The 20,785-nt window shown below is 68.0% G+C and carries 20 protein-coding genes; 13 read left to right on the forward strand and 7 right to left on the reverse strand.

Annotated features, from left to right (window positions below):
• Positions 1–325: 325 nt before the first annotated feature.
• Together ACP7AZ_RS10900 and odhB are read left to right on the forward strand one after the other, a co-directional pair.
• Complete coding sequence (locus ACP7AZ_RS10900; protein ID WP_426038680.1) at positions 326–3,337, forward strand: 2-oxoglutarate dehydrogenase E1 component; 3,012 nt, start codon at positions 326–328, stop codon at positions 3,335–3,337.
• A gap of 78 nt (positions 3,338–3,415) precedes the next feature.
• Complete coding sequence (gene odhB / locus ACP7AZ_RS10905; RefSeq protein ID WP_426038681.1) at positions 3,416–4,972, forward strand: 2-oxoglutarate dehydrogenase complex dihydrolipoyllysine-residue succinyltransferase; 1,557 nt, start codon at positions 3,416–3,418, stop codon at positions 4,970–4,972.
• Between the two features lie 63 nt (positions 4,973–5,035).
• On the opposite strand, the gene ACP7AZ_RS10910 is transcribed toward odhB, so the two are convergent.
• Positions 5,036–6,214: a CaiB/BaiF CoA transferase family protein gene (locus ACP7AZ_RS10910; RefSeq protein ID WP_426038682.1), complete on the reverse strand. Its 1,179-nt coding sequence runs from the start codon at positions 6,212–6,214 to the stop codon at positions 5,036–5,038.
• A gap of 2 nt (positions 6,215–6,216) precedes the next feature.
• On the reverse strand, positions 6,217–6,483 hold the full coding sequence (locus tag ACP7AZ_RS10915; RefSeq protein WP_426038683.1) for a DUF6356 family protein: 267 nt from the start codon (positions 6,481–6,483) through the stop codon (positions 6,217–6,219).
• A 141-nt stretch (positions 6,484–6,624) separates the two neighbouring features.
• On the opposite strand from ACP7AZ_RS10915, the gene ACP7AZ_RS10920 reads away from it, so the two are divergent.
• The gene (locus tag ACP7AZ_RS10920; protein WP_426038684.1) at positions 6,625–7,815 is read left to right on the forward strand and encodes an acyl-CoA dehydrogenase; all 1,191 of its coding nucleotides are present in this window, start codon (positions 6,625–6,627) and stop codon (positions 7,813–7,815) included.
• Here ACP7AZ_RS10920 and ACP7AZ_RS10925 read toward each other — a convergent pair.
• The gene (locus tag ACP7AZ_RS10925; RefSeq protein ID WP_426038685.1) at positions 7,812–7,988 is read right to left on the reverse strand and encodes a hypothetical protein; all 177 of its coding nucleotides are present in this window, start codon (positions 7,986–7,988) and stop codon (positions 7,812–7,814) included. The genes ACP7AZ_RS10920 and ACP7AZ_RS10925 overlap by 4 nt on opposite strands.
• Before the next feature lie 2 nt (positions 7,989–7,990).
• On the reverse strand, positions 7,991–8,449 hold the full coding sequence (locus ACP7AZ_RS10930) for a hypothetical protein (protein ID WP_426038686.1): 459 nt from the start codon (positions 8,447–8,449) through the stop codon (positions 7,991–7,993).
• Positions 8,450–8,645: 196 nt separating this feature from the next.
• On the opposite strand from ACP7AZ_RS10930, the gene ACP7AZ_RS10935 reads away from it, so the two are divergent.
• The 4 genes from ACP7AZ_RS10935 (at position 8,646) to ACP7AZ_RS10950 (ending at position 13,195) form a co-directional block, all read left to right on the forward strand.
• Positions 8,646–9,458: a response regulator transcription factor gene (locus tag ACP7AZ_RS10935; protein WP_426038687.1), complete on the forward strand. Its 813-nt coding sequence runs from the start codon at positions 8,646–8,648 to the stop codon at positions 9,456–9,458.
• Positions 9,459–9,516: 58 nt separating this feature from the next.
• Positions 9,517–10,962, forward strand: coding sequence for an ATP-binding protein (locus tag ACP7AZ_RS10940; protein WP_426038688.1), 1,446 nt, complete (start codon positions 9,517–9,519; stop codon positions 10,960–10,962).
• Between the two features lie 27 nt (positions 10,963–10,989).
• Complete coding sequence (locus tag ACP7AZ_RS10945) at positions 10,990–12,336, forward strand: trypsin-like peptidase domain-containing protein (RefSeq protein WP_426038689.1); 1,347 nt, start codon at positions 10,990–10,992, stop codon at positions 12,334–12,336.
• A 517-nt stretch (positions 12,337–12,853) separates the two neighbouring features.
• A complete protein-coding gene (locus ACP7AZ_RS10950; RefSeq protein WP_426038690.1) occupies positions 12,854–13,195 on the forward strand; it encodes a DUF2794 domain-containing protein in 342 nt (113 codons plus the stop codon).
• Positions 13,196–13,272: 77 nt separating this feature from the next.
• Here the strand turns inward: ACP7AZ_RS10950 and ACP7AZ_RS10955 are convergent, their stop codons facing one another.
• Complete coding sequence (locus ACP7AZ_RS10955) at positions 13,273–14,022, reverse strand: Bax inhibitor-1/YccA family protein (protein ID WP_426038691.1); 750 nt, start codon at positions 14,020–14,022, stop codon at positions 13,273–13,275.
• A gap of 149 nt (positions 14,023–14,171) precedes the next feature.
• Here ACP7AZ_RS10955 and thpR point away from each other — a divergent pair, with 149 nt between their 5' ends.
• Genes thpR through mmcB form a run of 3 tightly spaced genes read left to right on the forward strand, consistent with a single transcriptional unit; the run spans position 14,172 to position 15,746 of the window.
• Positions 14,172–14,708 (forward strand): RNA 2',3'-cyclic phosphodiesterase, encoded by a 537-nt coding sequence (gene thpR, locus ACP7AZ_RS10960; RefSeq protein WP_426038692.1) that lies wholly within the window; start codon positions 14,172–14,174, stop codon positions 14,706–14,708.
• Between the two features lie 2 nt (positions 14,709–14,710).
• The gene (locus ACP7AZ_RS10965) at positions 14,711–15,259 is read left to right on the forward strand and encodes a GNAT family N-acetyltransferase (RefSeq protein ID WP_426038693.1); all 549 of its coding nucleotides are present in this window, start codon (positions 14,711–14,713) and stop codon (positions 15,257–15,259) included.
• A 31-nt stretch (positions 15,260–15,290) separates the two neighbouring features.
• A complete protein-coding gene (gene mmcB, locus ACP7AZ_RS10970; protein ID WP_425992129.1) occupies positions 15,291–15,746 on the forward strand; it encodes a DNA repair putative endonuclease MmcB in 456 nt (151 codons plus the stop codon).
• An 18-nt stretch (positions 15,747–15,764) separates the two neighbouring features.
• Here the strand turns inward: mmcB and ACP7AZ_RS10975 are convergent, their stop codons facing one another.
• Positions 15,765–16,310: an ActR/PrrA/RegA family redox response regulator transcription factor gene (locus ACP7AZ_RS10975; RefSeq protein WP_426038725.1), complete on the reverse strand. Its 546-nt coding sequence runs from the start codon at positions 16,308–16,310 to the stop codon at positions 15,765–15,767.
• Positions 16,311–16,430: 120 nt separating this feature from the next.
• Positions 16,431–17,909, reverse strand: coding sequence for an ActS/PrrB/RegB family redox-sensitive histidine kinase (locus ACP7AZ_RS10980; RefSeq protein WP_426038694.1), 1,479 nt, complete (start codon positions 17,907–17,909; stop codon positions 16,431–16,433).
• 49 nt (positions 17,910–17,958) lie between these two features.
• Between ACP7AZ_RS10980 and ACP7AZ_RS10985 the strand changes: the two genes are divergently transcribed.
• The 3 genes from ACP7AZ_RS10985 (at position 17,959) to ACP7AZ_RS10995 (ending at position 20,640) form a co-directional block, all read left to right on the forward strand.
• Positions 17,959–18,582: an SCO family protein gene (locus ACP7AZ_RS10985; RefSeq protein ID WP_426038695.1), complete on the forward strand. Its 624-nt coding sequence runs from the start codon at positions 17,959–17,961 to the stop codon at positions 18,580–18,582.
• 98 nt (positions 18,583–18,680) lie between these two features.
• On the forward strand, positions 18,681–19,961 hold the full coding sequence (locus ACP7AZ_RS10990; RefSeq protein WP_426038696.1) for a polyhydroxyalkanoate depolymerase: 1,281 nt from the start codon (positions 18,681–18,683) through the stop codon (positions 19,959–19,961).
• Complete coding sequence (locus tag ACP7AZ_RS10995) at positions 19,915–20,640, forward strand: M48 family metallopeptidase (RefSeq protein WP_426038697.1); 726 nt, start codon at positions 19,915–19,917, stop codon at positions 20,638–20,640. The genes ACP7AZ_RS10990 and ACP7AZ_RS10995 overlap by 47 nt, the downstream gene beginning before the upstream one ends.
• The last annotated feature ends 145 nt before the right edge of the window (positions 20,641–20,785 follow it).

Raw genomic sequence — 20,785 nt, forward strand, 5'->3', positions numbered from 1 at the left:
GGGCCCAGAACGCGGACCCAGACGGCCTGGATGTCTCGCCGCGCTGGCTGCTTCTGAGGCTCGGCCTTCCATCTGGATCCCGGCCTTCGCCGGTATGCACGGTGAAAGATCAGGCGGGCCGCGCATCGATCGTGCGGCGAAATGACATCAAAGACGTCCCCGGTTCGCGCCGGGGGCGTTTTTCTTTGGGGTTTCAGAGAATTTCTTCGCCCTTAGCCCCGGTTCGGTCATGACCCATAAGGAAACAGCGCCTATATGAACCGCGCCAGCCTCACGCGGATGTGACCGCTCAGTAACCCGAGGCTGAAGCGGGACGACGAATACTATGGCGGACGATGCCGGTCGGCTGAACCAGGTCTTTGCCGAGACCAGCTTCCTCTACGGCTCCAATGCCGCCTTCATCGAAGGGCTTCACGACAAATGGGCGGCCGATCCGTCGAGCGTCTCGGCCGAATGGCGCGGCTTCTTCGACCAGCTTCGCGACACCGCCGCGACCGTGCAGGCCTCCTCGGCCGCCGGAAGCTGGGGCCGGTCGGGGGTCTCCGAGCCGACTGAAGAGACCGGCGTCTTCGACGGCCGTTGGCCCGCGCCGAAGCCCGATCCCAAGGCTAGGCCCGCCGCCGCTGCTCCGGCCGCGCCCGCCGCCGCCTCTCCCGCCCCGTCGGGCGCTTCGGCGGCCGAAGTCCGCGCCGCCGCCCATGATTCGATCCGCGTCCTGATGCTGATCCGCACCTACCGCGTGCGCGGTCACCTGCAGGCGACGCTGGACCCGCTGGGCATCGAGGCGGCGACCAACAATCCCGAGCTGTCGCCGGAGTTCTACGGCTTCACCGAAGCCGACATGGACCGTCCGATCTATCTGGACGGCGTACTGGGTCTGGACACGGGCACCATCCGCGAGGTGATGGCCGTCCTGAAGCGCACCTACTGCGGCAATATCGGCATCCAGTTCATGCATATCGCCGAGCCGGAGGAGAAGTCCTGGCTCCAGCAGCGGTTCGAGGGCCCTGACGCCTTCGAGAAGAACGGCTTCACCAAGGAAGGCAAGATCGCCATCCTCAACAAGCTGATCGAGGCCGAGGGCTTCGAACGCTTCCTGCACAAACGCTTCCCCGGCACCAAGCGGTTCGGCCTGGACGGCGCCGAGGCCATGGTCCCGGCCATGGAGCAGATGATCAAGCGCGGCGGCGCCCTCGGGGTCGACGACATGGTCTTCGGCATGGCCCACCGCGGCCGTCTGAACATGCTCGCGGCCGTCATGGGCAAGCCTTACCGGGCCATCTTCCACGAGTTCCAGGGCGGCTCGACCGTGCCGTCGGACATCGAGGGATCGGGCGACGTCAAATACCATATGGGCGCCTCGTCGGACCGCGAGTTCGACGGCAACCACGTCCACCTGTCGCTGACGGCCAATCCGTCGCACCTGGAGATCGTCAACCCGGTCGTTCTGGGAAAGGCGCGCGCCAAACAGGCGTTCGACATCCGCGAGGCCAACAAGGGCCTGCCGGAAAGCCAGTGGGCCCTGGACCGCTCCAAGGTCATGCCGGTCCTGATCCACGGCGACGCGGCCTTCGCCGGTCAGGGCGTGGTCGCCGAATGCTTCGCCCTGATGGGGCTGAAGGGCTACCGCACCGGCGGGACGATGCATTTCGTCATCAACAACCAGATCGGCTTCACGACCTCGCCGCGCAACAGTCGCTCGACGCCCTATCCGTCGGACGTCGCCCTTATGGTCCAGGCGCCCATCTTCCACGTCAACGGCGACGATCCCGAAGCGGTCGTCTTCGCCGCCAAGGTAGCTACGGAATACCGCCAGAAATTCAAGAAGGACGTGGTGGTGGACATGTTCTGCTACCGCCGCTTCGGCCACAACGAAGGCGACGACCCGACCTTCACCCAGCCGATCATGTACGCGAAGATCCGGTCGCTCCCGTCGACGCGCGAGATCTATTCCAGGCGGCTGGTCGAGGAGGGCGTGATCACCCAGGCCGAGGTCGACGCCGAGCTGGCGCGGTTCGAGGCCTATCTCGACGCGCAGTTCGAGGCCGGCAAGACCTTCAAGGCCGACAAGGCCGACTGGCTCGACGGCCAGTGGAAGGGCGTGGGCCTGCCCGACGGCGAGGAGCGACGCGGCGAGACCGCCGTGCCGGAAGCGAAGCTCAAGGATCTCGGGCATCGCCTGACGACAGTTCCGAACCAGGTCGACATCCACAAGACGCTGAAGCGGGTCATCGAGGCGCGCCGCGAGATGATCGACACGGGTCAGAACATCGACTGGGCCACCGCCGAGAGCCTGGCCTTCGGCTCGCTGGTGTCGGAAGGCTTCCCTGTCCGCCTGTCGGGTCAGGACTCGATGCGCGGCACCTTCTCCCAGCGCCACTCGGGCATCGTCGATCAGACGACCGAGGAGCGTTACGTCCCGCTGAACAACCTCGGCGGCGACCAGGCCCATTTCGAGGTCATCGACTCGGCCCTGTCGGAAGAGGCTGTGCTTGGCTTCGAGTACGGCTACGCGCTGAGCGACCCCAACACGATGGTGATGTGGGAGGCCCAGTTCGGCGACTTCGTAAACGGCGCCCAGGTCGTGATCGACCAGTTCATCTCCTCGGGTGAACGCAAATGGCTGCGCATGTGCGGCCTGACCATGCTGCTGCCCCACGGCTATGAGGGCCAGGGTCCGGAGCATTCCTCGGCCCGCCTCGAGCGGTTCCTGCAGCAGTGCGCCGAGGACAATATGCAGGTCGCCAACTGCACCACCCCGGCCAACTATTTCCACATCCTGCGTCGCCAGATGCACCGGCCGTTCCGCAAGCCGCTGATCATCATGACGCCCAAGAGCCTGCTGCGTCACAAGAAGGCGGTCTCGACCCTGAAGGACATGGCCGAGGGCTCGTCCTTCCACCGCGTCCTGCACGACGACGCCCAGACGCGGCCGGACGTCTCGGGCATCACCATCAAGGGCGACAAGGATATCCGCCGGGTGATCCTGTGCTCCGGCAAGGTCTATTACGACCTGCTGGACGCGCGCGAGAAGAAGGGCGTCAACGACGTCTACATCCTGCGCCTGGAACAGTTCTATCCGTGGCCGATCAAGTCGGTTTCGGCCGAGCTGGCCCGCTTCCCCAACGCCGAACTGGTCTGGTGCCAGGAAGAGCCCAAGAATATGGGCGGCTGGACCTTCGTCGATCCGTGGCTGGAACTGACGCTGGAAAAGATGAGCCTGAAGTCCAAACGCGCCCGCTACGTCGGTCGCCCGGCGTCGGCCTCGACCGCCGCCGGCCTGATGAGCCGACATCTGCAGGAACTCGAAAAATTCACCTCCGAGGCCCTCGCCTGATTATGCGGCGTCAGGCGGTCTCCCGCCCGACGCCGTTCTCCCCTACCTTGCTGACACGTTGAACGACCGGAACCGACCATGGCCGACATCCTGACCCCCGCCCTCGGCGAATCCGTCTCCGAGGCGACCATCGCCAAGTGGAGCAAGAAGGTCGGCGATCCGGTCCGGAAGGACGAGGTCCTGGTCGAGCTGGAAACCGACAAGGTCTCGCTGGAAGTCGTCTCGCCCTCCGACGGCACGCTCGGCGACATCAAGTTCGCCGAGGGCGACACCGTGATGCCGGGCGCGATCCTGGGCTCCGTGACCGAAGGCGCCGCCGCCGCGAAACCGGCCGCCGCAGCACCCGCCGCTCCGGCCAAGGCTGAAGCCGCTCCGGCCGCCGTCGCTCCGGCGCCGGCCGCCGCCGCGTCCGCCTCGGTCGACATCACCATCCCCGTCATGGGCGAGAGCGTCGCCGAGGGCGCGATCGGCAAATGGTCCAGGAAGACCGGCGATGCGGTCAAGAAGGACGAGATCCTGGTCGAGATCGAGACCGACAAGGTCGCGCTCGAAATCGCTTCCCCCGCCGACGGCGTCCTGACCATCTCGGTCGACGAAGGCGCGACGGTCACGCCGGGTCAGGTCATCGGCTCCATCTCGGGCTCGGGCGGGGCTGCTGCCCCGGCTCCGGCCGCCGCCGCTCCGAAGGCCGCCAGCGCCAACGCCGGCTCGGCCCAGGTCTCGAACGACACCCTGTCGCCCGCCGTCCAGCGCGTGGTCGCCGAGAAAAACCTCGACCCGAAGGCGATCGCCCCGACCGGTCCGAAGGGCAACATCACCAAGGGCGACGCGCTCGCCGCCGCTGCCTCGCCCGCCCCGGCCGCCGCGGCCCAGGCCTTCACGGCTCCGACCCCGGCGCCCGTCGCCGCCGCCCCGGCCGCCCCGCGCGCCGACCAGCCGCGCGAGGAGCGGGTCAAGATGACCCGTCTGCGCCAGACCATCGCGCGCCGCCTGAAGGAATCGCAGAACACCGCCGCCCAGCTGACCACCTTCAACGAGGTGGACATGACCAACGTCATGGCCCTGCGGAACCAGTACAAGGAGGCCTTCGAGAAGGCCCACGGCGTCAAGCTGGGCTTCATGTCCTTCTTCACCAAGGCCGTCGTCGCGGCCCTGAAGGAGATCCCGGCGGTCAACGCCGAGATCGACGGCACCGACATCATCTACAAGAACCATTATGACATCGGGGTCGCCGTCGGCACCGAGAAGGGCCTGGTCGTTCCGGTCCTGCGCGACGCCGACACGCTGTCGCTGGCCGGTATCGAGAAGGGCATCGGCGCGCTCGGCAAGGACGCCCGCGACGGCAACCTGACGCTGGACCAGCTGCAGGGCGGCACCTTCACCATCACCAACGGCGGCACCTACGGCTCGCTGATGTCGACGCCGATCCTCAACGCGCCCCAGTCGGGCATCCTGGGCATGCACAACATCGTCCAGCGCCCGATGGCGGTGGACGGCCAGGTGGTGATCCGGCCGATGATGTACCTGGCCCTCAGCTACGACCACCGCATCGTCGACGGCAAGCAAGCCGTGACCTTCCTGGTGCGCGTGAAGCAACTGCTGGAAGACCCGGCGCGGGCGTTGCTGGACCTGTAAGCGGTCCACGAGACAGAGACATGGACGGCGGGGTCGGAGACGACCCCGCCGTTTTCGTTTGCGCTACCTGAGCGCGCCCAGAACGTCGTCCGTATCGGCCCCCAATGCCGGCGGGGCGGTATCGTAGCGCACCGGCGTTTCCGAGAGCCTGATCGGTGACGCGACCGTCCGCGTCGGCGCGGACAGGTCGGCCCGCTCCAGCGTGATCTCCAGCCCGCGATGCTTGGCCTGGGGCTCGTCGAAGACCTGGTCGATGGTGTTGACGGGGCCGCAGGGGACGCCCGCCGGCTCCAGTCGCGCCATCAACTCGCCCATGGTCCAGCCGGAGGTGATCGCCGAGAGGGCCGCGACCAGTTCGATCCGGTGCTCGATCCGCCCGGCGTTGCCGGCGTAGCGTTCGTCCGTCGCCAGGCCCTCCAGGTCCAGCAAGCCGCACAGGGTCCGGTACTGACCGTCGTTGCCGACCGCGATCACCACCATGCCGTCGGAACAGGGGAAGGGCTGATAGGGGACGAGGTTGGGGTGGGCGTTGCCCATCCGGGTCGGGGCGACCCCGGAGACGAAGTAATTGGTCGCCTGATTGGCCAGCATGGCGGCCTGGACGTCGAACAGGGCGATGTCGACATGCTGGCCCTGACCCGTCGCCCGCGCATGCAGCAGGGCGGCGAGGATGGCGTTGGAGGCATAGAGGCCGGTCGCCAGGTCGACGACGGCGACCCCGACCTTCATCGGTTCGGCGCCGGGCGCCCCGTCCGGCTGGCCGGTCACGCTCATCAGACCGCCCATGGCCTGGATCATATAGTCGTAGCCGGCCTGACCCGCGCGCGGACCGGTCTGGCCGAAGCCGGTGATCGAGCAATAGACGAGTTTCGGGTGGGTCGCCCCGAGCGAGGCGTAGTCGAGGCCGTATTTCTTCAACCCGCCGACCTTGAAATTCTCGACCACGACGTCGCAGGTTGCGGCCAGATTGCGGATTGTTTCGGCGCCTTCGGGCGAGGCGATATCGAGCTCGACGGACTTCTTGCCCCGGTTGGCGCACAGGAAATAGGCGCTGTCGCCGCGTGAGCCGTCGGTCTTCGTGGTGAAGGGCGGGCCCCAGGCGCGGGTGTCGTCGCCGACCCCGGGGCGTTCGATCTTGATCACCTCGGCGCCGAGATCGGCCAGGGTCTGGGTCGCCCACGGTCCCGCCAGAACGCGCGACAGGTCGAGGACACGTACGCCCGCCAAGGCTTGAGGCGCCATTGCTAGAGCCCGGGATCGAAGGCGCCGGCGTCCCGCATCCGGGTCTCGCGGGCAACCTCGGCGCGATAGCCCAGTTCGTCGGCCATCCGCTTGATGTCCGCCGACACCGTCGTCTTGTGCAGGCCGGGAACCACGGCGTGGATGAAGGCGCAACCGGACAGCTTCGCGAGCCGCATGCCCATGCGCGTGGCCACGCCCGCGTGGTGCACATAGGTTTCCTCGACCTCGCGCGGGTGGTCGACGAACAGGGATTTCAAGGCGCGGATCATCCAGACAGCCTAGCTTGAGACGAGCCTCGTCTCTACCCGTCACGCGCATTCTGGCCTAAACCGGCGCTCGAACCAGGGCCGGCGCGTCACGCGCGCGTGAGAAGCCCCAAAAGACGCAACCAGCGATCAGAGGACGATCCCATGGCCGACGGCGCCGCACCCGTGACCCAGACCTTCAAGTGGGACGATCCGTTCGACATGGAGAGCCGGCTGACGGAGGACGAACGCGCCATCCGCGACGCGGCCCGCAGCTATGCCCGCGAACGCCTGTTGCCCCGCGTCGTGGCTGCCTTCAGGGACGAGGTCTTCGACCGCGCCATCATGACCGAGATGGGCGAGATGGGCTTCCTCGGCGCCATGCTGCCCGAACAGTATGGCGGCTCCGGCGTCAGCCACGTCGCCTATGGATTGATCGCGCGCGAGATCGAGGCGGTCGACAGCGGCTATCGCAGCGCCATGTCGGTGCAGTCGTCCCTAGCCATGTACCCCATCTACGCCTTCGGCAATGAGGAGCAGAAGATGCGCTTCCTGCCCCGGATGGCGGCGGGCGAACTGGTCGGCTGTTTCGGCCTGACCGAGGCCGACGGCGGGTCGGACCCGGCCTCGATGAAGACCAATGCCGTGGCCGTGGACGGCGGCTACACGCTGAACGGCGGCAAATACTGGATCACCAACTCGCCGATCGCCGACCTCGCCATCGTCTGGGCCAAGCTCGACGGCGTCATCCGGGGCTTCATCGTCGAGCGCGGCATGGAGGGGTTAACCACCGGCAAGATCGGCGACAAGCTATCCCTGCGCGCCTCGATCACCGGCGACATCGGGCTCAACGACGTCTTCGTGCCCGAGGCCAATCTGCTGCCGGGCGTGAAGGGTCTGCGCGGTCCGTTCTCCTGCCTGAACAAGGCGCGCTACGGCATCAGCTGGGGGGCGATGGGCGCGGCCGAGTTCTGTTTCCATGCGACGCGCGACTATGTCGGCGAGCGGATGCTGTTCGGGCGCCCGCTGTCGTCGCGCCAGCTGGTGCAGAAGAAGCTGGCCGACATGCAGACCGAGATCTTCCTCGGCCTCGAAGGCGCCTATGCCCTGGGCCGTCTGCTCGACACCGGCGCCTGGGTGCCCGAGGCCATCAGCCTGATGAAGCGCAACAACTGCGGCAAGGCCCTGGCCATCGCCCGCGAGGCCCGCGACATGCACGGCGGGGCGGGGATCACCGGCGAACTGCATGTGATGCGCCACGCGATGAACCTCGAGACGGTCAATACCTATGAGGGCGCGCACGACGTGCATGCGCTGATCCTGGGGCGGGCGATCACGGGCGAGAGCGCGTTTTAGGCTACAAGAATCCACGCGAGATCTATGGCCGCAGAGGCGATCAGAATCGCCGGCCACGCCGTTCGCAGATCCCAGCCGGCGAAGTAGCCGATCGTGAACATGCCTGCGGCGAAGATCAGCCAGCGTATCAGGAGCGGCTTCCAATATCGTCGAAGATATTTGGCGCAGGTCATCGCTACCCTTGGCACCCCGTCGTGCGCTGGTTCCAGGTGAGGCCGGCAATGAGCCAGACGCCGTCCTTGCGGATCAGGTCGAAATGGTCCGAGCCGCAGTGGCTGATCGCGCCGTCGATCTTGAACAGGTAGCGGCCCCAGACCACGGCGACATCGCCGTCGATGACGATGATCGGGTCGGGCATGACCTCCTCGAGAGCCGGCCCGCCGGGCTGGAGACCGCCAGCAAACTCCGCGCCGCTCATCCGGCGGATGATCTGGGTTCCGTCCGGCCGTGCGACCACGGCGGTCAGCCGCGCCTCTGAGTCCAGGTGCGGCGTGACCAGGGCGCCGTCGCGGGCGGCCAGGGCGGCGAAGACGGCGTTGACCGGGACCATGACGGCGGCGGCCTCGGCCAAGGCCGGGTCGGCGGGCATGGTGGTCTGGATCGCGAGGGCGGCGGCGAGGGCGAGCAGGGTCATGGCGATCTTCCCGTCCGGCGCCCGGGCGCGCCGACGGGGACGCTATCATGCCGCCCGTGGCCGACAAGCCGCGTCTCGTCAGGAAGGATCAGCGGCGCGGGCGGGCCGAAAGCTCCAGGATCACAGGGCCGGGCCGGTTTGTTCTGGCGACCGCGCAGACTAAGCTGGCGGGAAGTCGGGTCGGGGGAATAGGCGCATGAGCAGCACGGACATCGAACAGGCCACGGACACCGATCCCTTCGCGGCCCTGGCGGAGGTGTTCGCCGGCCGACGCGCCCTGGTGCTCGAGGACGATCCGGCCCTGGCCGAACATGTCTCCGACCGCCTGCTGCGCGCGGGCTTCGAGGCCGTGGACTGTGTCGATGCGGGCGAGCAGGCGCTGAGCGCGGCTGCGGCCCATGCCTATGACATTCTCATTCTCGACCGGCTGACCAAGGGGCTGGACGGTCTGGAGACGCTGAAGCGGCTGCGCACCTCGTCAGGTCCGTCCTCGGACGCGCCGGCCCTGATGCTGACCGCCCTGACCGGGGAGCGCCAGCGGGTCGAGGGCCTGCTGGGCGGGGCCGACGACTACCTGTCCAAGCCGATCGGCGACGAGGAGCTGCTGGCCCGGATCGCGGCCCAGCTGCGTCGCGTGGCCCGCCGCGCCAAACCGGCCAACGCCGACCTGATCAACGGCCCGTTCCGCCTGTCGCCGGGCGCCCGCACCCTGAAGCTGATGGTCGAGGGGGCCGAGCGGCTGATCGACCTGTCGCCGCTGGAGTTCGCCATCGTCTCGGAGCTGATGACCGCGCGCGGCCAGCCGGTGACCAAGACCATGCTGTGGGACCGGTGCTGGGTCGAATGGACCTTCCTGCCCGACAATTTCGTCAACATCATCGACGCCCGCATCTCGGCCCTGCGTCGCCGGCTGAAGGAACAGGCGCCGGAGCTGGGCGAGGACCTGCATCCCTTGATCGTCTCGGCCCGCAGCCAGAGCCTGATCTTCCGCGATCTCGACGCGGCGTGACCAGCAAAAGTGTCAGCGGTTTTGCGCCCGGGTCACGCCTTGGGAAATGCGTGAGTCTTTGAGTCGACTGGCCGCGATCTGGAAAAGAATCCAGCCGTCCGGCCTCGTGGCCTGGATGGCGCGCCGGACCCTGACCCAGCTCGCCTCCGGTCTGGCCATCCTGGCGGCCGTCGCCCTGACCGGATCGCTGGTGGTGACCGGGCAGGCGGCGCGGCTGGACCAGCGCCAGCAGGCGGCCCTGTCTGCGCTCGACGACTTCGGCGCCATGGCCTCGAAGCTTCCCGCCGACACCAGCATGGACGTCGGGGATATGACCGAGGGCGACGCCGCCTATATGTCGGCCTTCCTCAGCGCCTTCCAGGATGGGCCGACGCGCAACGTCACCACCCTGGAGCAGACCTGTCGCACCGGTCAGGGCGGGGCGGGCGTGCGCTTCATCCGCGCCCCGGTCGGCAAGCCCGCAGGGCTGCTGGCGCTGGAGACCACGCGGGCCGAGCGGATGACGCGGCTGGGCGACGGCGTCTTCCTGATCCGGCTCGAGGCCGGCCAGCTCTGCCTGACGCGCAGCGTCGACGTCATCGTGGTCAAGCGGCCGATCGGGTCGCTGTCCATCATCGTCGGCCGGGTGGTCGATCCAGCCGGTGTCGCCTGGCGCTGGGCTGTCCTGGCCGTGGCCCTGACCGGCGCCCTGATCCTGGTGTCCGGACTGACGGCGGCGCTGTTCGCCCGCCAGCGCCTGACCAGCGCCATCGCCGAGGTCAGCCTGGTGCTGGACCGCGCCGCCCTGGGCGACTTCTCGCGCCGCGCGCCCGATGTGGCTGTGGCGCCGGAGCTGACCCAGCTCTCGAACCAGGTGAACCGGACGCTCGACCGCCTCGAGGAGCTGTTGAGCTGGCTGCGCGATTCCGCCGACCAGCTGGCGCACGATTTCCGGACCCCGCTGGCCCGCGCCTCGGCCCGTCTCGACAAGCTGATGGAGACCGAGGATCCGGTCGAGCGGAAGCGGCTGGGCGAGGCGGCGGGGCGGGACATCGCCGAGATCACCCGGGCCATGAACGAGGCCATGGCGCTGCGCGACGGCGAGGCCTGGCTGTTCGAGAGCGTGCGGCTGGATGTGCTGGCCGAGGCGGCGGTGGAACTCTATCAGCCCATCGCCGACATCCGCGACATCCGGATCGTCGCCGAGGGGGAGCCGGTCTCGGTACTGGGCGTGCGGTCCCTGCTGCAGCGCGCCGTGGCCAACCTCGTCGACAATGCGGTGAAGTTCTCGCCCGACGGCGGCGTTGTGACGCTGCGCGCCTGGGACTGCGATGAGGGTCCGTGCCTCTCGGTCGGCGATCAGGGGCCCGGCATGTCCGGCAACCAGCCCTCCATGCCCCGCGCCAAGGACAGTCATGGCATGGGACTGGCCTTCGTGCGGGCGATCCTGCGTCGCCACGGCGGCCGGATGACGATTGATGACGCGCGCCCCGGAGCCATCGTCACGGCAAGGTTCTCACGCTAGGCTCCGATCAACCACTGGGGATACACCATGACGCGCCTTCGCCTCCTGACCGGTTCGGCCCTCGCCCTGACGCTGCTCGGAGCCGTCGGCGGCGTCGCCCAGGCCCAGACTGCGCCTGAGTTCCCCATCCCCTACGACAGCCGCCGCGGCGTGTTCAGCTTCGCGACCGGGCTGGAGCGGTCCCTGCCGGCCGTGGTCCAGGTGACGACACTCGGCATGTCGGCGGGGCCGACCACCGGCGAGACCGAACCGACCCCCGTCTCCAGCGGCTCCGGCGTCATCATCGACGCCGCCAATGGCATCATCGTCACCAACCATCACGTCATCGAGGACGGTCAGAAATTCCGCGTCGACATGACCGACGGACGTCTGGTCGACGCCACCCTGATCGGGTCCGACAAGGCGACGGATATCGCAGTCCTGCAGATCCGCGCGCCGGGCCTGTCGCAGGTGGAGACGGTGGATTCCGACACCCTGCGCACGGGCGACCTGGCCTTCGCGGTCGGCTATCCGCTCGGCCTCGACCAGACCCTGACCATGGGCGTGATCTCGGGTCTCGGCCGGTCCGGCATGGGCGACGCGGTCGAGGACTATATCCAGACCGACGCGGCGGTGAACTCGGGCAACTCGGGCGGTCCCCTGCTGGACAGCCGGGGCCGACTGATCGGTATCAACACCTCGATTCTGTCGGGCGACATCGGTGGCGGAAACGACGGCATCGCCTTCGCGGTCCCGACCCGCATCCTGCTTTTCGTGGTCGAACAACTGCGCGCCAACGGCGAGGTCACGCGCGGCCGCATCGGTGCGACCCTGGGCTCGCTGACCGCCGAGCGCGCGGTCGAGGCAGGCCTCGGCTTCGTGCGCGGCGCCATTGTCGAGGATGTCCTGCCCGGCTCTCCGGCCGAGCGCGCCGGCCTGCAGCGTGGCGACATCATCACCCGCATCCAGAACCGCCCGGTCGCCAACGCCGGCTCGGTGCAGGCCACGGTGGGCATCGCACCTCCGGGGACCCGGATCGCGCTCGTCTATCTGCGCGACGGGCACGAGGCGACCACGGCGCTGAACGTCGAGGTCCTGTCAACCGATCCGGTCCAGGTCGGCTCGACCTCGCTCCAGGCCTACGGCGCCAATTTCCGCGACGTGAAGTCCTCTGACGGGATCAGCGCATCGGGCGCCCTGGTCGTGGCGGTCGAGGGCGGTTCAGCCGCGGCCCAGCAGGACCTGCGCGCCGGCGACCTGGTCACCGCCGCCAACGGCATGTCGGTCTCGGGCTTTTCGGAGCTGGGCCGTGCGCTCGGCACGGGCGGCGGCGCGACTCTTACGGTCCTGCGCAGTGGCGAAGAGGTCGAGATCGTCATCCCTGCGGCGGACTGAGGCGTCCTCGACCGTGTGCCCCGGCGAAGGCCGGGGTCCAGACGGCGAACACCGATGGGCGTGGTGAAGACCAGTGCGTGATCCATGCTGACCGAGTTCGTGATCTGGACCCCGGCCTTCGCCGGGGTGCATGGGGTGGGGGAAGCTGCGCTCAAGCAGCGAGACGCCGCGCGTCGAGCGGATTAGCGCACTAGAGAGAAAAGAGCGCCCACGGCGCGCGCCAGACAGCAAAACGCCCGCCATGCCGGAGGGGGGAGAGAGGCAGGACGGGCGTCTCGCTTTGGAGGAAGCGTCGGCCTGGCGAAGCCTAAATACGGCAACATCCAGGGGGGCTGGGGGGGCTGTTCAGGATCCGGGACGCTTCCGAACTCCGTCAGGCCGACAGTCACTGTTTCGCTGTCCAACCGGGCCGACGAAGGACCGAAACGGGGCCATTTCGTGTCGTGGATAATTTGTTGGTCATGCGAGGGGTCTGGCGGCGCTGGCGTTTGTCCGAACCGCGCCTAGATTGATCGGGATGACCTTTGATCCCTCCTCCGCTGAAGGCGGTCCGCAACCGTCGTCGGTCTTCTTCGAGCGGCGCGAGCTGGACCTGATCCTTCGGGTCTACGGCCGCATGGTGGCCCAGGCCGAATGGCGCGACTACGCCATGGTCGGGGGCAGGGAGGCGGCCGAGTTCGCCGTCTTCCGCCGCTCAGGCGACGCCCCCGCCTATCGCATCGAGAAACGCCCGGCGCTCCAGACGCGCCAGGGCCAATGGTCGGTCATCGGCGAGGGCGGCGTGGTCCTGAAGCGCGGTCGCGAGCTGCCGCAGGTGCTGCGCGTCTTCGACAGCCGCAAATTCCAGGTGGTGGACTAGCAAAAAGCCCCGGCCTTTCGACCGGGGCTTTCCATTGTTCAGCCTGTGCGCGCCTCGCCGAGGCCCGCGACTTGAGCCTAGTTCCGGTTGCCGCCCATGAAGGCCAGCAGGAACTGGAACAGGTTCACGAAGTTGATGAACAGGCTCAGCGCGCCGAAGCCGGTGGCCACGCCCATCGCCGCGTGATCGCCGCCCAGCTGGTAGTAGGTCATTTTCAGACGCTGGGTGTCATAGGCGATCAGGCCTGCGAAGATCAGCACGCCCAGGCCCGAGATGATCAGGTAGAGCGTGCCCGACTGCATGAACATGTTCACGACCGAGGCGATGATCAGGCCGATCACGCCCATGATCAGGAACGACCCCATGGCCGTCAGATCCTTCTTGGTCGTGTAGCCGATCAGGCTCAGCGCGCCGAACGAGGCGGCCGTCACGAAGAAGGTCGAGGCGATCGAACCGCCCGTGTAGCGCAGGAACAGAACGCCCATACCTGCGCCGATCGAGGCGACGACAGCCCAGTACAGCAGGTTAACGCCGCCGGCGGTGGGGTTCTTCATGAAGAACATCGAGCCGAACAGCAGCACCAGAGGCAGGAACTGGACGATCATGCCCAGGATGGTCATGCCGATGCGGCCGTCGGCTGTCTGGAAGAACAGCAACTGCTGCACCGCCGGCACGTTGCCGGTGGCGTAGGCAAGGGCGCCGGCGACCACGAGGCCGAGCGCGAGCTTGTTGTAGACGCCCAGCATGAAGCTGCGCAGGCCCGCGTCCACGGCCATATCGGCTTTGGCCGGAGCCGGCGTCGAGTAGCCGTTTCTGAAGTCGCTCATCGCGAGTGTCTTCTCCTGTTGAGGCGGCGGGAAACTCCCGGCGCCCATATCAGAAATATCGGGGTCTGGACCCCACTGCGCAAGGGATTGATCGCCGCAGGGGTTCTCGCCGCTTCCCGCCTTTCGCGCCAGACGCTACGAACGGTCGCATGCTGCGCCTGTTTACCGCCGTTCCGATCCCCTTCGACGTGGCCGAGACGCTCGGCCGCCGCCAGACCGGCCTGCCCGGCGCGAAATGGCGGGGGGCGGAGGCGCTCCACGTTACCCTGGCCTTCTACGGCGGTGTGGACGAGCGCCGCGTAGACGATCTGGCCGCCGAACTGGCCCGGATACCGGGCGGCGTCTTCGATATTGAACTGAGGGGCGTCGGCGCCTTCGGCGATGCGCATCGCAGCCACACATTGTGGGCGGGCCTGGAACCTTCAGAGCGACTCAACGTCCTGGCCGGTCGTTGCAAGTCGGCGGCCGAGCGCGCGGGCGTCACCATGGAGCCCCGACTCTATCGTCCCCACGTCACCCTCGCCTACCTGAAGACCCAGACCAATCCGGACAGGATCGGGGCCTGGATCACCAACCACAACCTGCTGCATTCGCCGCCGATCCGCGTCGATCGCTTCGGCCTGTATTCCAGCGTCCTGAGTGACGACGGCAGCCACTATGAACTGGAACGGGAGTATCCGCTGTGACTATGCCCGGCCCCACGATCGAGACCCAACGCCTGATCCTGCGCCCGACGGCGATGGAGGATTTCCCGCGCTGGTGCGATTTCCAGGGCGACGCCGAGACGACCCGTTTCATCGGCGGTCCCAAGAGTCCGGCCGAGGTCTGGCGGGTCCTGATGTCGGTGGCCGGCGCCTGGGCCCTGACCGGCGAAGGCTTTTTCTCGGTGATCGAGAAATCGACCGGCCAGTGGATCGGCCGCATCGGCCCGTGGAACCCGCACGGCTGGCCGGGGCCGGAGGTGGGCTGGAGCCTGCACCCTGACGCCATGGGCAAGGGCTATGCGCTGGAGGCGGCCGTGGCGACCATGGACTACGCCTTCGACGTGCTGGGCTGGGACGACGTCATCCACTCCATCCATCCCGACAATATCGCGTCCCAACAGCTGGCCGCGCGCTTGGGCTCGGCCAATCGCGGCCGGGGTCGACTGCCGCCGCCGTTCGAGGAGTCCTGCGTCGATCTGTGGGGTCAGACAAGGGCGGAATGGGCCGTGAATCGGAAGCGGTTCACGGCTTGAAGGCGGAACGCAACCGGAACATAAGTGTCGGATGCCTGCCGCTGCTGTTCATCTCGAACTCGTCTTCAGCCGTCCTGAGACCACCCTCGGCGTCACGCGCGGGGCTGCGAGGCTGCTGGCCGACATGGGCTATGCCCCGCTGCTGGAGGTGTGTCTGCCGAACGGCCGTCGCGCCGATGTCATGGCTCTGGGACGCAAGGGCGACATCGTCATCGTCGAGGTGAAGTCGGGGATCGCGGACTATCGTGTCGATCGCAAATGGCCGCAGTACGCCCCCTTCTGCGACGCCTTCTTCTTTGCGGTGGCTCCCGAGTTTCCGGAAGGGGTGCTGCCGACTGAGCCGGGTCTGATCGTCGCCGATGCGTTCGGCGGGGCCGTGGTGCGGGATGCGCCGGTGCTGACCCTGGCTCCAGCGAGGCGGAAGGCGCTGACGATCGCCTTCGGACGCCTGGCGGCGATGCGGACGGTGCGAGACCCTCTCCCATAGGGCGAGGCCGATCCTGCTCTAGCGCGGCGCGCGTTTCGCCAGGATGCGTTGCAGCGTCCGGCGGTGCATGCCGAGGCGGCGCGCAGTCTCGGAGACATTGTGGTCGCACAGCTCGTAGACCCGCTGGATATGCTCCCAGCGCACCCGGTCCGCGCTCATCGGGTTCTCGGGCGGTTCGGGCGAGTCGCCGGTGGCGAGCAGGGCCTTGACCACATCGTCGGCGTCGGCGGGCTTGGACAGATAGTCGACGGCCCCGGCCTTCACCGCCGCCACGGCTGTGGCGATGGCGCCGTAACCGGTCAGCATGACGATCCGGGCGTCCTCGCGGCGTTCGCGAATGGCCTCGACGATCTTCAGGCCGTTGCCGTCCTCCAGCCGCATGTCCAGCACGGCGAAGGCCGGCTGATAGGTCCGGAGGAGCTCGGTCGCCTCGCCGACCGATCCGGCCGTGGTCACCTGGAACCCACGAGACTCCAGCGCCCGGCCCAGACGCGTGCGCAGCGCCTGGTCGTCGTCCAGCAGCAACAGGGAACGGTCCTGGAGCCCGGCGATGCGGTCTTCCATGTTGCCGGAGTTGAGAGGCGCGGTGGTGGTCGTCATGGCGAAGTTTCTCCTAGCCACCAAGTCGGCTTCCCGCGCAGGCGGGTCAAGCGGTGCGGCGATGGAGCGCAGGCCAGCCGGGTCTCACGGGACCAGTTCCAGCGCACGACGGTCCCAGCGCACAGTGACGCGTGCGCCCCGGTTGGCGCCCGGTCCGCCCTCGCCCTGACCGACGACCACCTTGCCGCCGGTCCGTTCCAGAAGGGTCCGCGCGATGAAGAAGCCCAACCCCATACCGCCCTGGCTCGGAACGATGTCGGGCTCCAGCGGAGGCGGCGCAGGGGTCTTGCCGCGCCGGGGCGGTCGTGCGGCGGCGGCCAGTCGCGCGGCCAGGGCCTGACGCGACTTGCCGAGTGGACGGCTGGTCACATAGGGCTCGCCGAGACGCGGCAGGATCTCGGGAGCAAAGCCCGGGCCGTCGTCCAGGACCTCGACTGTGATCCACTGTGCGTCCGCCGTCGCCCGGACCCGGACCGTCGAGGCGGCGAAATCGGCCGCGTTCTCGACCAGGGCGGACAGGCCGTGGACCACTTCCGCCAGTCGTTTCACGCGCGGCTCCGCCAGGCCTCCGCGCGTGTGGACGGCCACCTTGATGTCGAGGTCGAAGCCCAGATGCGGATCGACCACCTCGTTCAGCAGGGCCTTCAGCCCGATCTCCGTATAGAGGGGGTCGCCGTCCTCGGGTCGTTGCGACAGCCGCTTGAGGATCTCGCGACAGCGTTCGGCCTGTTGCAGCATCAGCCGCGCATCCTCGGCGATCGGCCCGTCGGACGGCGAGGCGCGCAGCAGCTCCTTGGCCACCACCTGGATCGTCGCCAACGGGGTGCCCAGCTCGTGCGCCGCCGCCGCCGCCAGTCCGCCCAGCGCCGCCAGCCTCTGTTCCCGTTGAAGCACGTCCTGCGTCGTGGCCAGCGCCAGCTCCAGTTTCTCGGCGTCCGCCGCCACCCGCCAGGCGTAGGCGGCGGTGAACACCACCCCCGTCGTCAGGGCCAGACCGACGCCGAACTTGTAGAGAACCGGCAGGTCGATATCCGCACCGTTCTGCCAGGGCAGGGGCATGGACCAGAAGAACAGGGCCGTTGTCGAGGCCAGCACCATCAGGCCCAGTGTCAGGGCCTGACGTCCCGGCAGGGACGCGGCCGCCACCGTCACCGGCGCGACGAGCAGCAGGCAGAAGGGATTTTCCAGCCCGCCGGTAAAGGCCAGCAGGGCCGACAGCTGCAGGATGTCGAAGCCCAGATGGATGCCGGTCTGGCGCCCGTCCGGCAGGCGGCTGTCGACTCTCTGCAATCGAGCCATGGCCAGCAGGTTCACGATCACGCTGGCCAGGATGACCAGCAGGCACTGCCATCGCGGCAGGGGGAAGTGGAACATCGTGTCCAGCACGATCAGTGTCGCCGTCTGGCCCACGATCGCCAGCCAGCGCAGGATGATCAGCGTCCTGAGCGACAGGCCCCGGCTGCGGCGCGGCAAACTGGCCCAGCTCGGCGGCGCCGGCGGGAACTGCGACATGACGTCCTCGGGAGAGGCGTCGGGATGGGGACGGACTTCGCTCTGGTTCACACGGCGTCTATAGACCGGTCTCGCGCCCCTGTCGGCCCGGAGAGACACGATGCCACGCCGTTCCATCTTCCTGTTCGCCGGCGCCTGTTTGGCCATCGCTATCGCCCTGGCGACCGTGACGGTGGTCGTCGTCACGGGACGGGACCGCGCACAGGCCGTCGCCGAGGGGACCGCGACGGGTCAGCCTGCCGTCGGCGGTCCGTTCCAGCTCGTCAACCAGGACGGCCAGGCGGTCGACCAGACGATGCTGGACGGCCGTTGGAGCCTGGTCTTCTTCGGCTTCACCTACTGCCCGGACTTCTGCCCCACGACCCTGACCTCGCTGGAGGCGACGCGCACCCTGCTGGGGTCGGCGGCCGACAACCTGCAGATCGTCTTCGTCTCGATCGACCCGGAGCGCGACACGCCCCGGGCGCTGAAGGACTATCTGTCGTCCGACGGCTTCCCGCCCGGCGTCATCGGCCTGACCGGCACGCCGGAACAGGTCGCCGACGCCGCCAAGGTCTATCGCGCCTATTTCCAGAAGGTCGGCGACGGCGAGGACTATACGATGAACCACTCCCTGACGGTCTATCTGATGGGCCCCGACGGCCAGTTCCGCTCCGCCCTGGGTCACGATCTGGGTCCGGAACGCTCGGCCCAGCTGATCCAGCGGGTCATGGCGCGGGGCTGACATCCCCAGGGATCGTGGGCTGCGAATATAAATCCTTTTGCAGTGCAGCGCGTTCTATGATGGCATCACCGCTTCGGCGGGGCCGATCACAGGATTTCATGCTCTACTCCCTCCACGAGCTCGCCTATCAGTCGGCGCAGCCTTTCCGGCTCGGGGCGCAGTTCGCCCGCAAGTTCTGGACCTCGCCCTTTAACCCCGCCTCGCAGACGGCTGTCGGACGCACGGCCTATGCCTCGGCCGAGCTGTTCGAGAGCGTCACGCGCCGCTACGGCAAGCCGGCCTGGGGCCTCGAGGTCGTCACCATCAACAACCAGCCGGTGCGCACCACCGAACAGGTCATCTGGCAGAGCCCCTGGGTTCGCCTGGTGCGGTTCGCGCGCAACGTCGGCGACCTGAAGCGGGCCCGGAAGCCGGTCGCGGCGCCCAGTGTGCTGATCGTCGCGCCTCTGTCCGGGCACTACGCGACCCTGTTGCGCGGCACGGTCGAGACCTTCCTTCAGGATCACGACGTCTATGTCACCGACTGGGTCAACGCCCGTCAGGTGCCGATGCTGGAAGGCCGGTTCGACTTCCACGACTACATCGACCACGTCCGCACCATGCTGGCCCAGATCGGCCCGCGCGCCCACGTCGTCGGCGTCTGTCAGCCCGGCCCGCCTGTGCTGGCCGCCGCCGCCATCATGGCGGCCGAGAACGATCCGAACCGCCCGGCCTCCATGACCTTCATGGGCTCACCGATCGACGCGCGCCTGTCGCCCACGGTGACGAACCAGCTGGCCGAGGCCAAGCCGTTCGCCTGGTTCCAGTCGAACATGATCCACACCGTGCCCTGGCCCTACCCGGGCTTCGGCCGGGAGGTCTACCCGGGCTTCGTCCAGCTCTACAGTTTCATGTCCATGAACGAGCAGAGACACACCGACGCCCACCGGGAGTATTTCCGCCACCTGGTCGCCGGCGATGGCGACGAGGTGGAGAAGCACGAGGAATTCTACGACGAATATCTGTCGGTTCTGGACCTGACCGAGGAGTTCTATCTCCAGACCATCGACATCGTCTTCCAGTCCCACCTGCTGCCGCGCGGCCTGCTGGAACATCGGGGCGCACCGGTCGATCTGACGAAGATCACCGACATCGGCCTGATGACCGTCGAGGGCGAAAAGGACGATATCTCGGGCGTGGGCCAGACCCAGGCCGCGCATACCCTGTGCACCAACATTCCCGACGGCCGACGGGTGCTTTACGTCCAGCCGGACGTCGGCCACTACGGCGTCTTCAACGGGCGGCGGTTCCGCGAGGAGATCTACACCCGCACCCGGGACTTCATCGCCGCAAATGAAAAGCTCTGCGCAGTATCAGACCGGTCAGCGGCTGCCGCTTGAGGGCGGCCACGCCCTTCGCCTGAGCGTCAATCCGCGCGCCCGGCGCATCTCGATCCGCATCGATACGCGGAAGGGTGAGGCCGTGGCCATCGCCCCGTCGGAGCGGCGGCTGGCCGATGCGGTGGCTTTCGCGCGCACCAAGTCGGCCTGGATCGCCGAGCGGCTGGCGGCGCGGCCCGGCGGGACGGCGATCGAACCCGGCGCAGTCATTCCCTATCGCGGCGGCACGGTCGTGCTGGAGGCCGCGGGCGGCGCGGGGGCGGCTCGGCTGGTGGAAGGCCCGGACGGCCTGCGCATCGTTTCGGGCGGCGAGGGCGAAGCGTTCGTCCGGCGCGTCGTCAACCTGCTGAAGCGGGCGGCGCGAGAAGCGCTCCAGACCCGAACCGATTTCCATCTTCGTGCCCTGGGCCAGAGCCCCGTGAGCCTGACCATCAATGACCCGGCGTCTCGCTGGGGTTCGTGCAGTCCGGTGTCGCGCTCGATCCGCTATTCCTGGCGGGTGATCATGGCGCCGCCCGAGGTGCTCGACTATCTGGCCGCCCACGAGGTGGCGCACCTGGTCCATGCCGATCACAGCCCGGCCTACTGGTCGGTGGTCAAGGGGCTGGTCGGCGACCACCGTCCCTTCCGCGCCTGGCTGCGCGACCACGGGGCCGCGCTGCACGCCGTGGGACGGTGACATCGATCCTTCTCCCCTCGCGGGAGAAGGTGGCAGCCGAAGGCTGACGGATGAGGGGTCACACCGGCGGCAGGATTGGTGTGATCAAGCGCTGACCTTCGAGGTCAGCGCGACCCCTCATCCGACCTCGCTTCGCTCGGCCACC

Origin of the sequence: Brevundimonas sp. DC300-4 (assembly GCF_049897365.1) — a bacterium.
Lineage (GTDB): Bacteria > Pseudomonadota > Alphaproteobacteria > Caulobacterales > Caulobacteraceae > Brevundimonas.

What these genes read in the sequence shown, in the direction of transcription:
- ACP7AZ_RS10900 (WP_426038680.1), top strand. Translation starts at nt 326, where the DNA reads ATGGCGGACGATGCCGGTCGGCTGAACCAGGTCTTTGCCGAGACCAGC.
- odhB (WP_426038681.1), top strand. Translation starts at nt 3,416, where the DNA reads ATGGCCGACATCCTGACCCCCGCCCTCGGCGAATCCGTCTCCGAGGCG.
- ACP7AZ_RS10910 (WP_426038682.1), bottom strand. Translation starts at nt 6,214, where the DNA reads ATGGCGCCTCAAGCCTTGGCGGGCGTACGTGTCCTCGACCTGTCGCGC.
- ACP7AZ_RS10915 (WP_426038683.1), bottom strand. Translation starts at nt 6,483, where the DNA reads ATGATCCGCGCCTTGAAATCCCTGTTCGTCGACCACCCGCGCGAGGTC.
- ACP7AZ_RS10920 (WP_426038684.1), top strand. Translation starts at nt 6,625, where the DNA reads ATGGCCGACGGCGCCGCACCCGTGACCCAGACCTTCAAGTGGGACGAT.
- ACP7AZ_RS10925 (WP_426038685.1), bottom strand. Translation starts at nt 7,988, where the DNA reads ATGACCTGCGCCAAATATCTTCGACGATATTGGAAGCCGCTCCTGATA.
- ACP7AZ_RS10930 (WP_426038686.1), bottom strand. Translation starts at nt 8,449, where the DNA reads ATGACCCTGCTCGCCCTCGCCGCCGCCCTCGCGATCCAGACCACCATG.
- ACP7AZ_RS10935 (WP_426038687.1), top strand. Translation starts at nt 8,646, where the DNA reads ATGAGCAGCACGGACATCGAACAGGCCACGGACACCGATCCCTTCGCG.
- ACP7AZ_RS10945 (WP_426038689.1), top strand. Translation starts at nt 10,990, where the DNA reads ATGACGCGCCTTCGCCTCCTGACCGGTTCGGCCCTCGCCCTGACGCTG.
- ACP7AZ_RS10950 (WP_426038690.1), top strand. Translation starts at nt 12,854, where the DNA reads ATGACCTTTGATCCCTCCTCCGCTGAAGGCGGTCCGCAACCGTCGTCG.
- ACP7AZ_RS10955 (WP_426038691.1), bottom strand. Translation starts at nt 14,022, where the DNA reads ATGAGCGACTTCAGAAACGGCTACTCGACGCCGGCTCCGGCCAAAGCC.
- thpR (WP_426038692.1), top strand. Translation starts at nt 14,172, where the DNA reads ATGCTGCGCCTGTTTACCGCCGTTCCGATCCCCTTCGACGTGGCCGAG.
- ACP7AZ_RS10965 (WP_426038693.1), top strand. Translation starts at nt 14,711, where the DNA reads ATGCCCGGCCCCACGATCGAGACCCAACGCCTGATCCTGCGCCCGACG.
- mmcB (WP_425992129.1), top strand. Translation starts at nt 15,291, where the DNA reads ATGCCTGCCGCTGCTGTTCATCTCGAACTCGTCTTCAGCCGTCCTGAG.
- ACP7AZ_RS10975 (WP_426038725.1), bottom strand. Translation starts at nt 16,310, where the DNA reads ATGGAAGACCGCATCGCCGGGCTCCAGGACCGTTCCCTGTTGCTGCTG.
- ACP7AZ_RS10985 (WP_426038695.1), top strand. Translation starts at nt 17,959, where the DNA reads ATGCCACGCCGTTCCATCTTCCTGTTCGCCGGCGCCTGTTTGGCCATC.
- ACP7AZ_RS10990 (WP_426038696.1), top strand. Translation starts at nt 18,681, where the DNA reads ATGCTCTACTCCCTCCACGAGCTCGCCTATCAGTCGGCGCAGCCTTTC.
- ACP7AZ_RS10995 (WP_426038697.1), top strand. Translation starts at nt 19,915, where the DNA reads ATGAAAAGCTCTGCGCAGTATCAGACCGGTCAGCGGCTGCCGCTTGAG.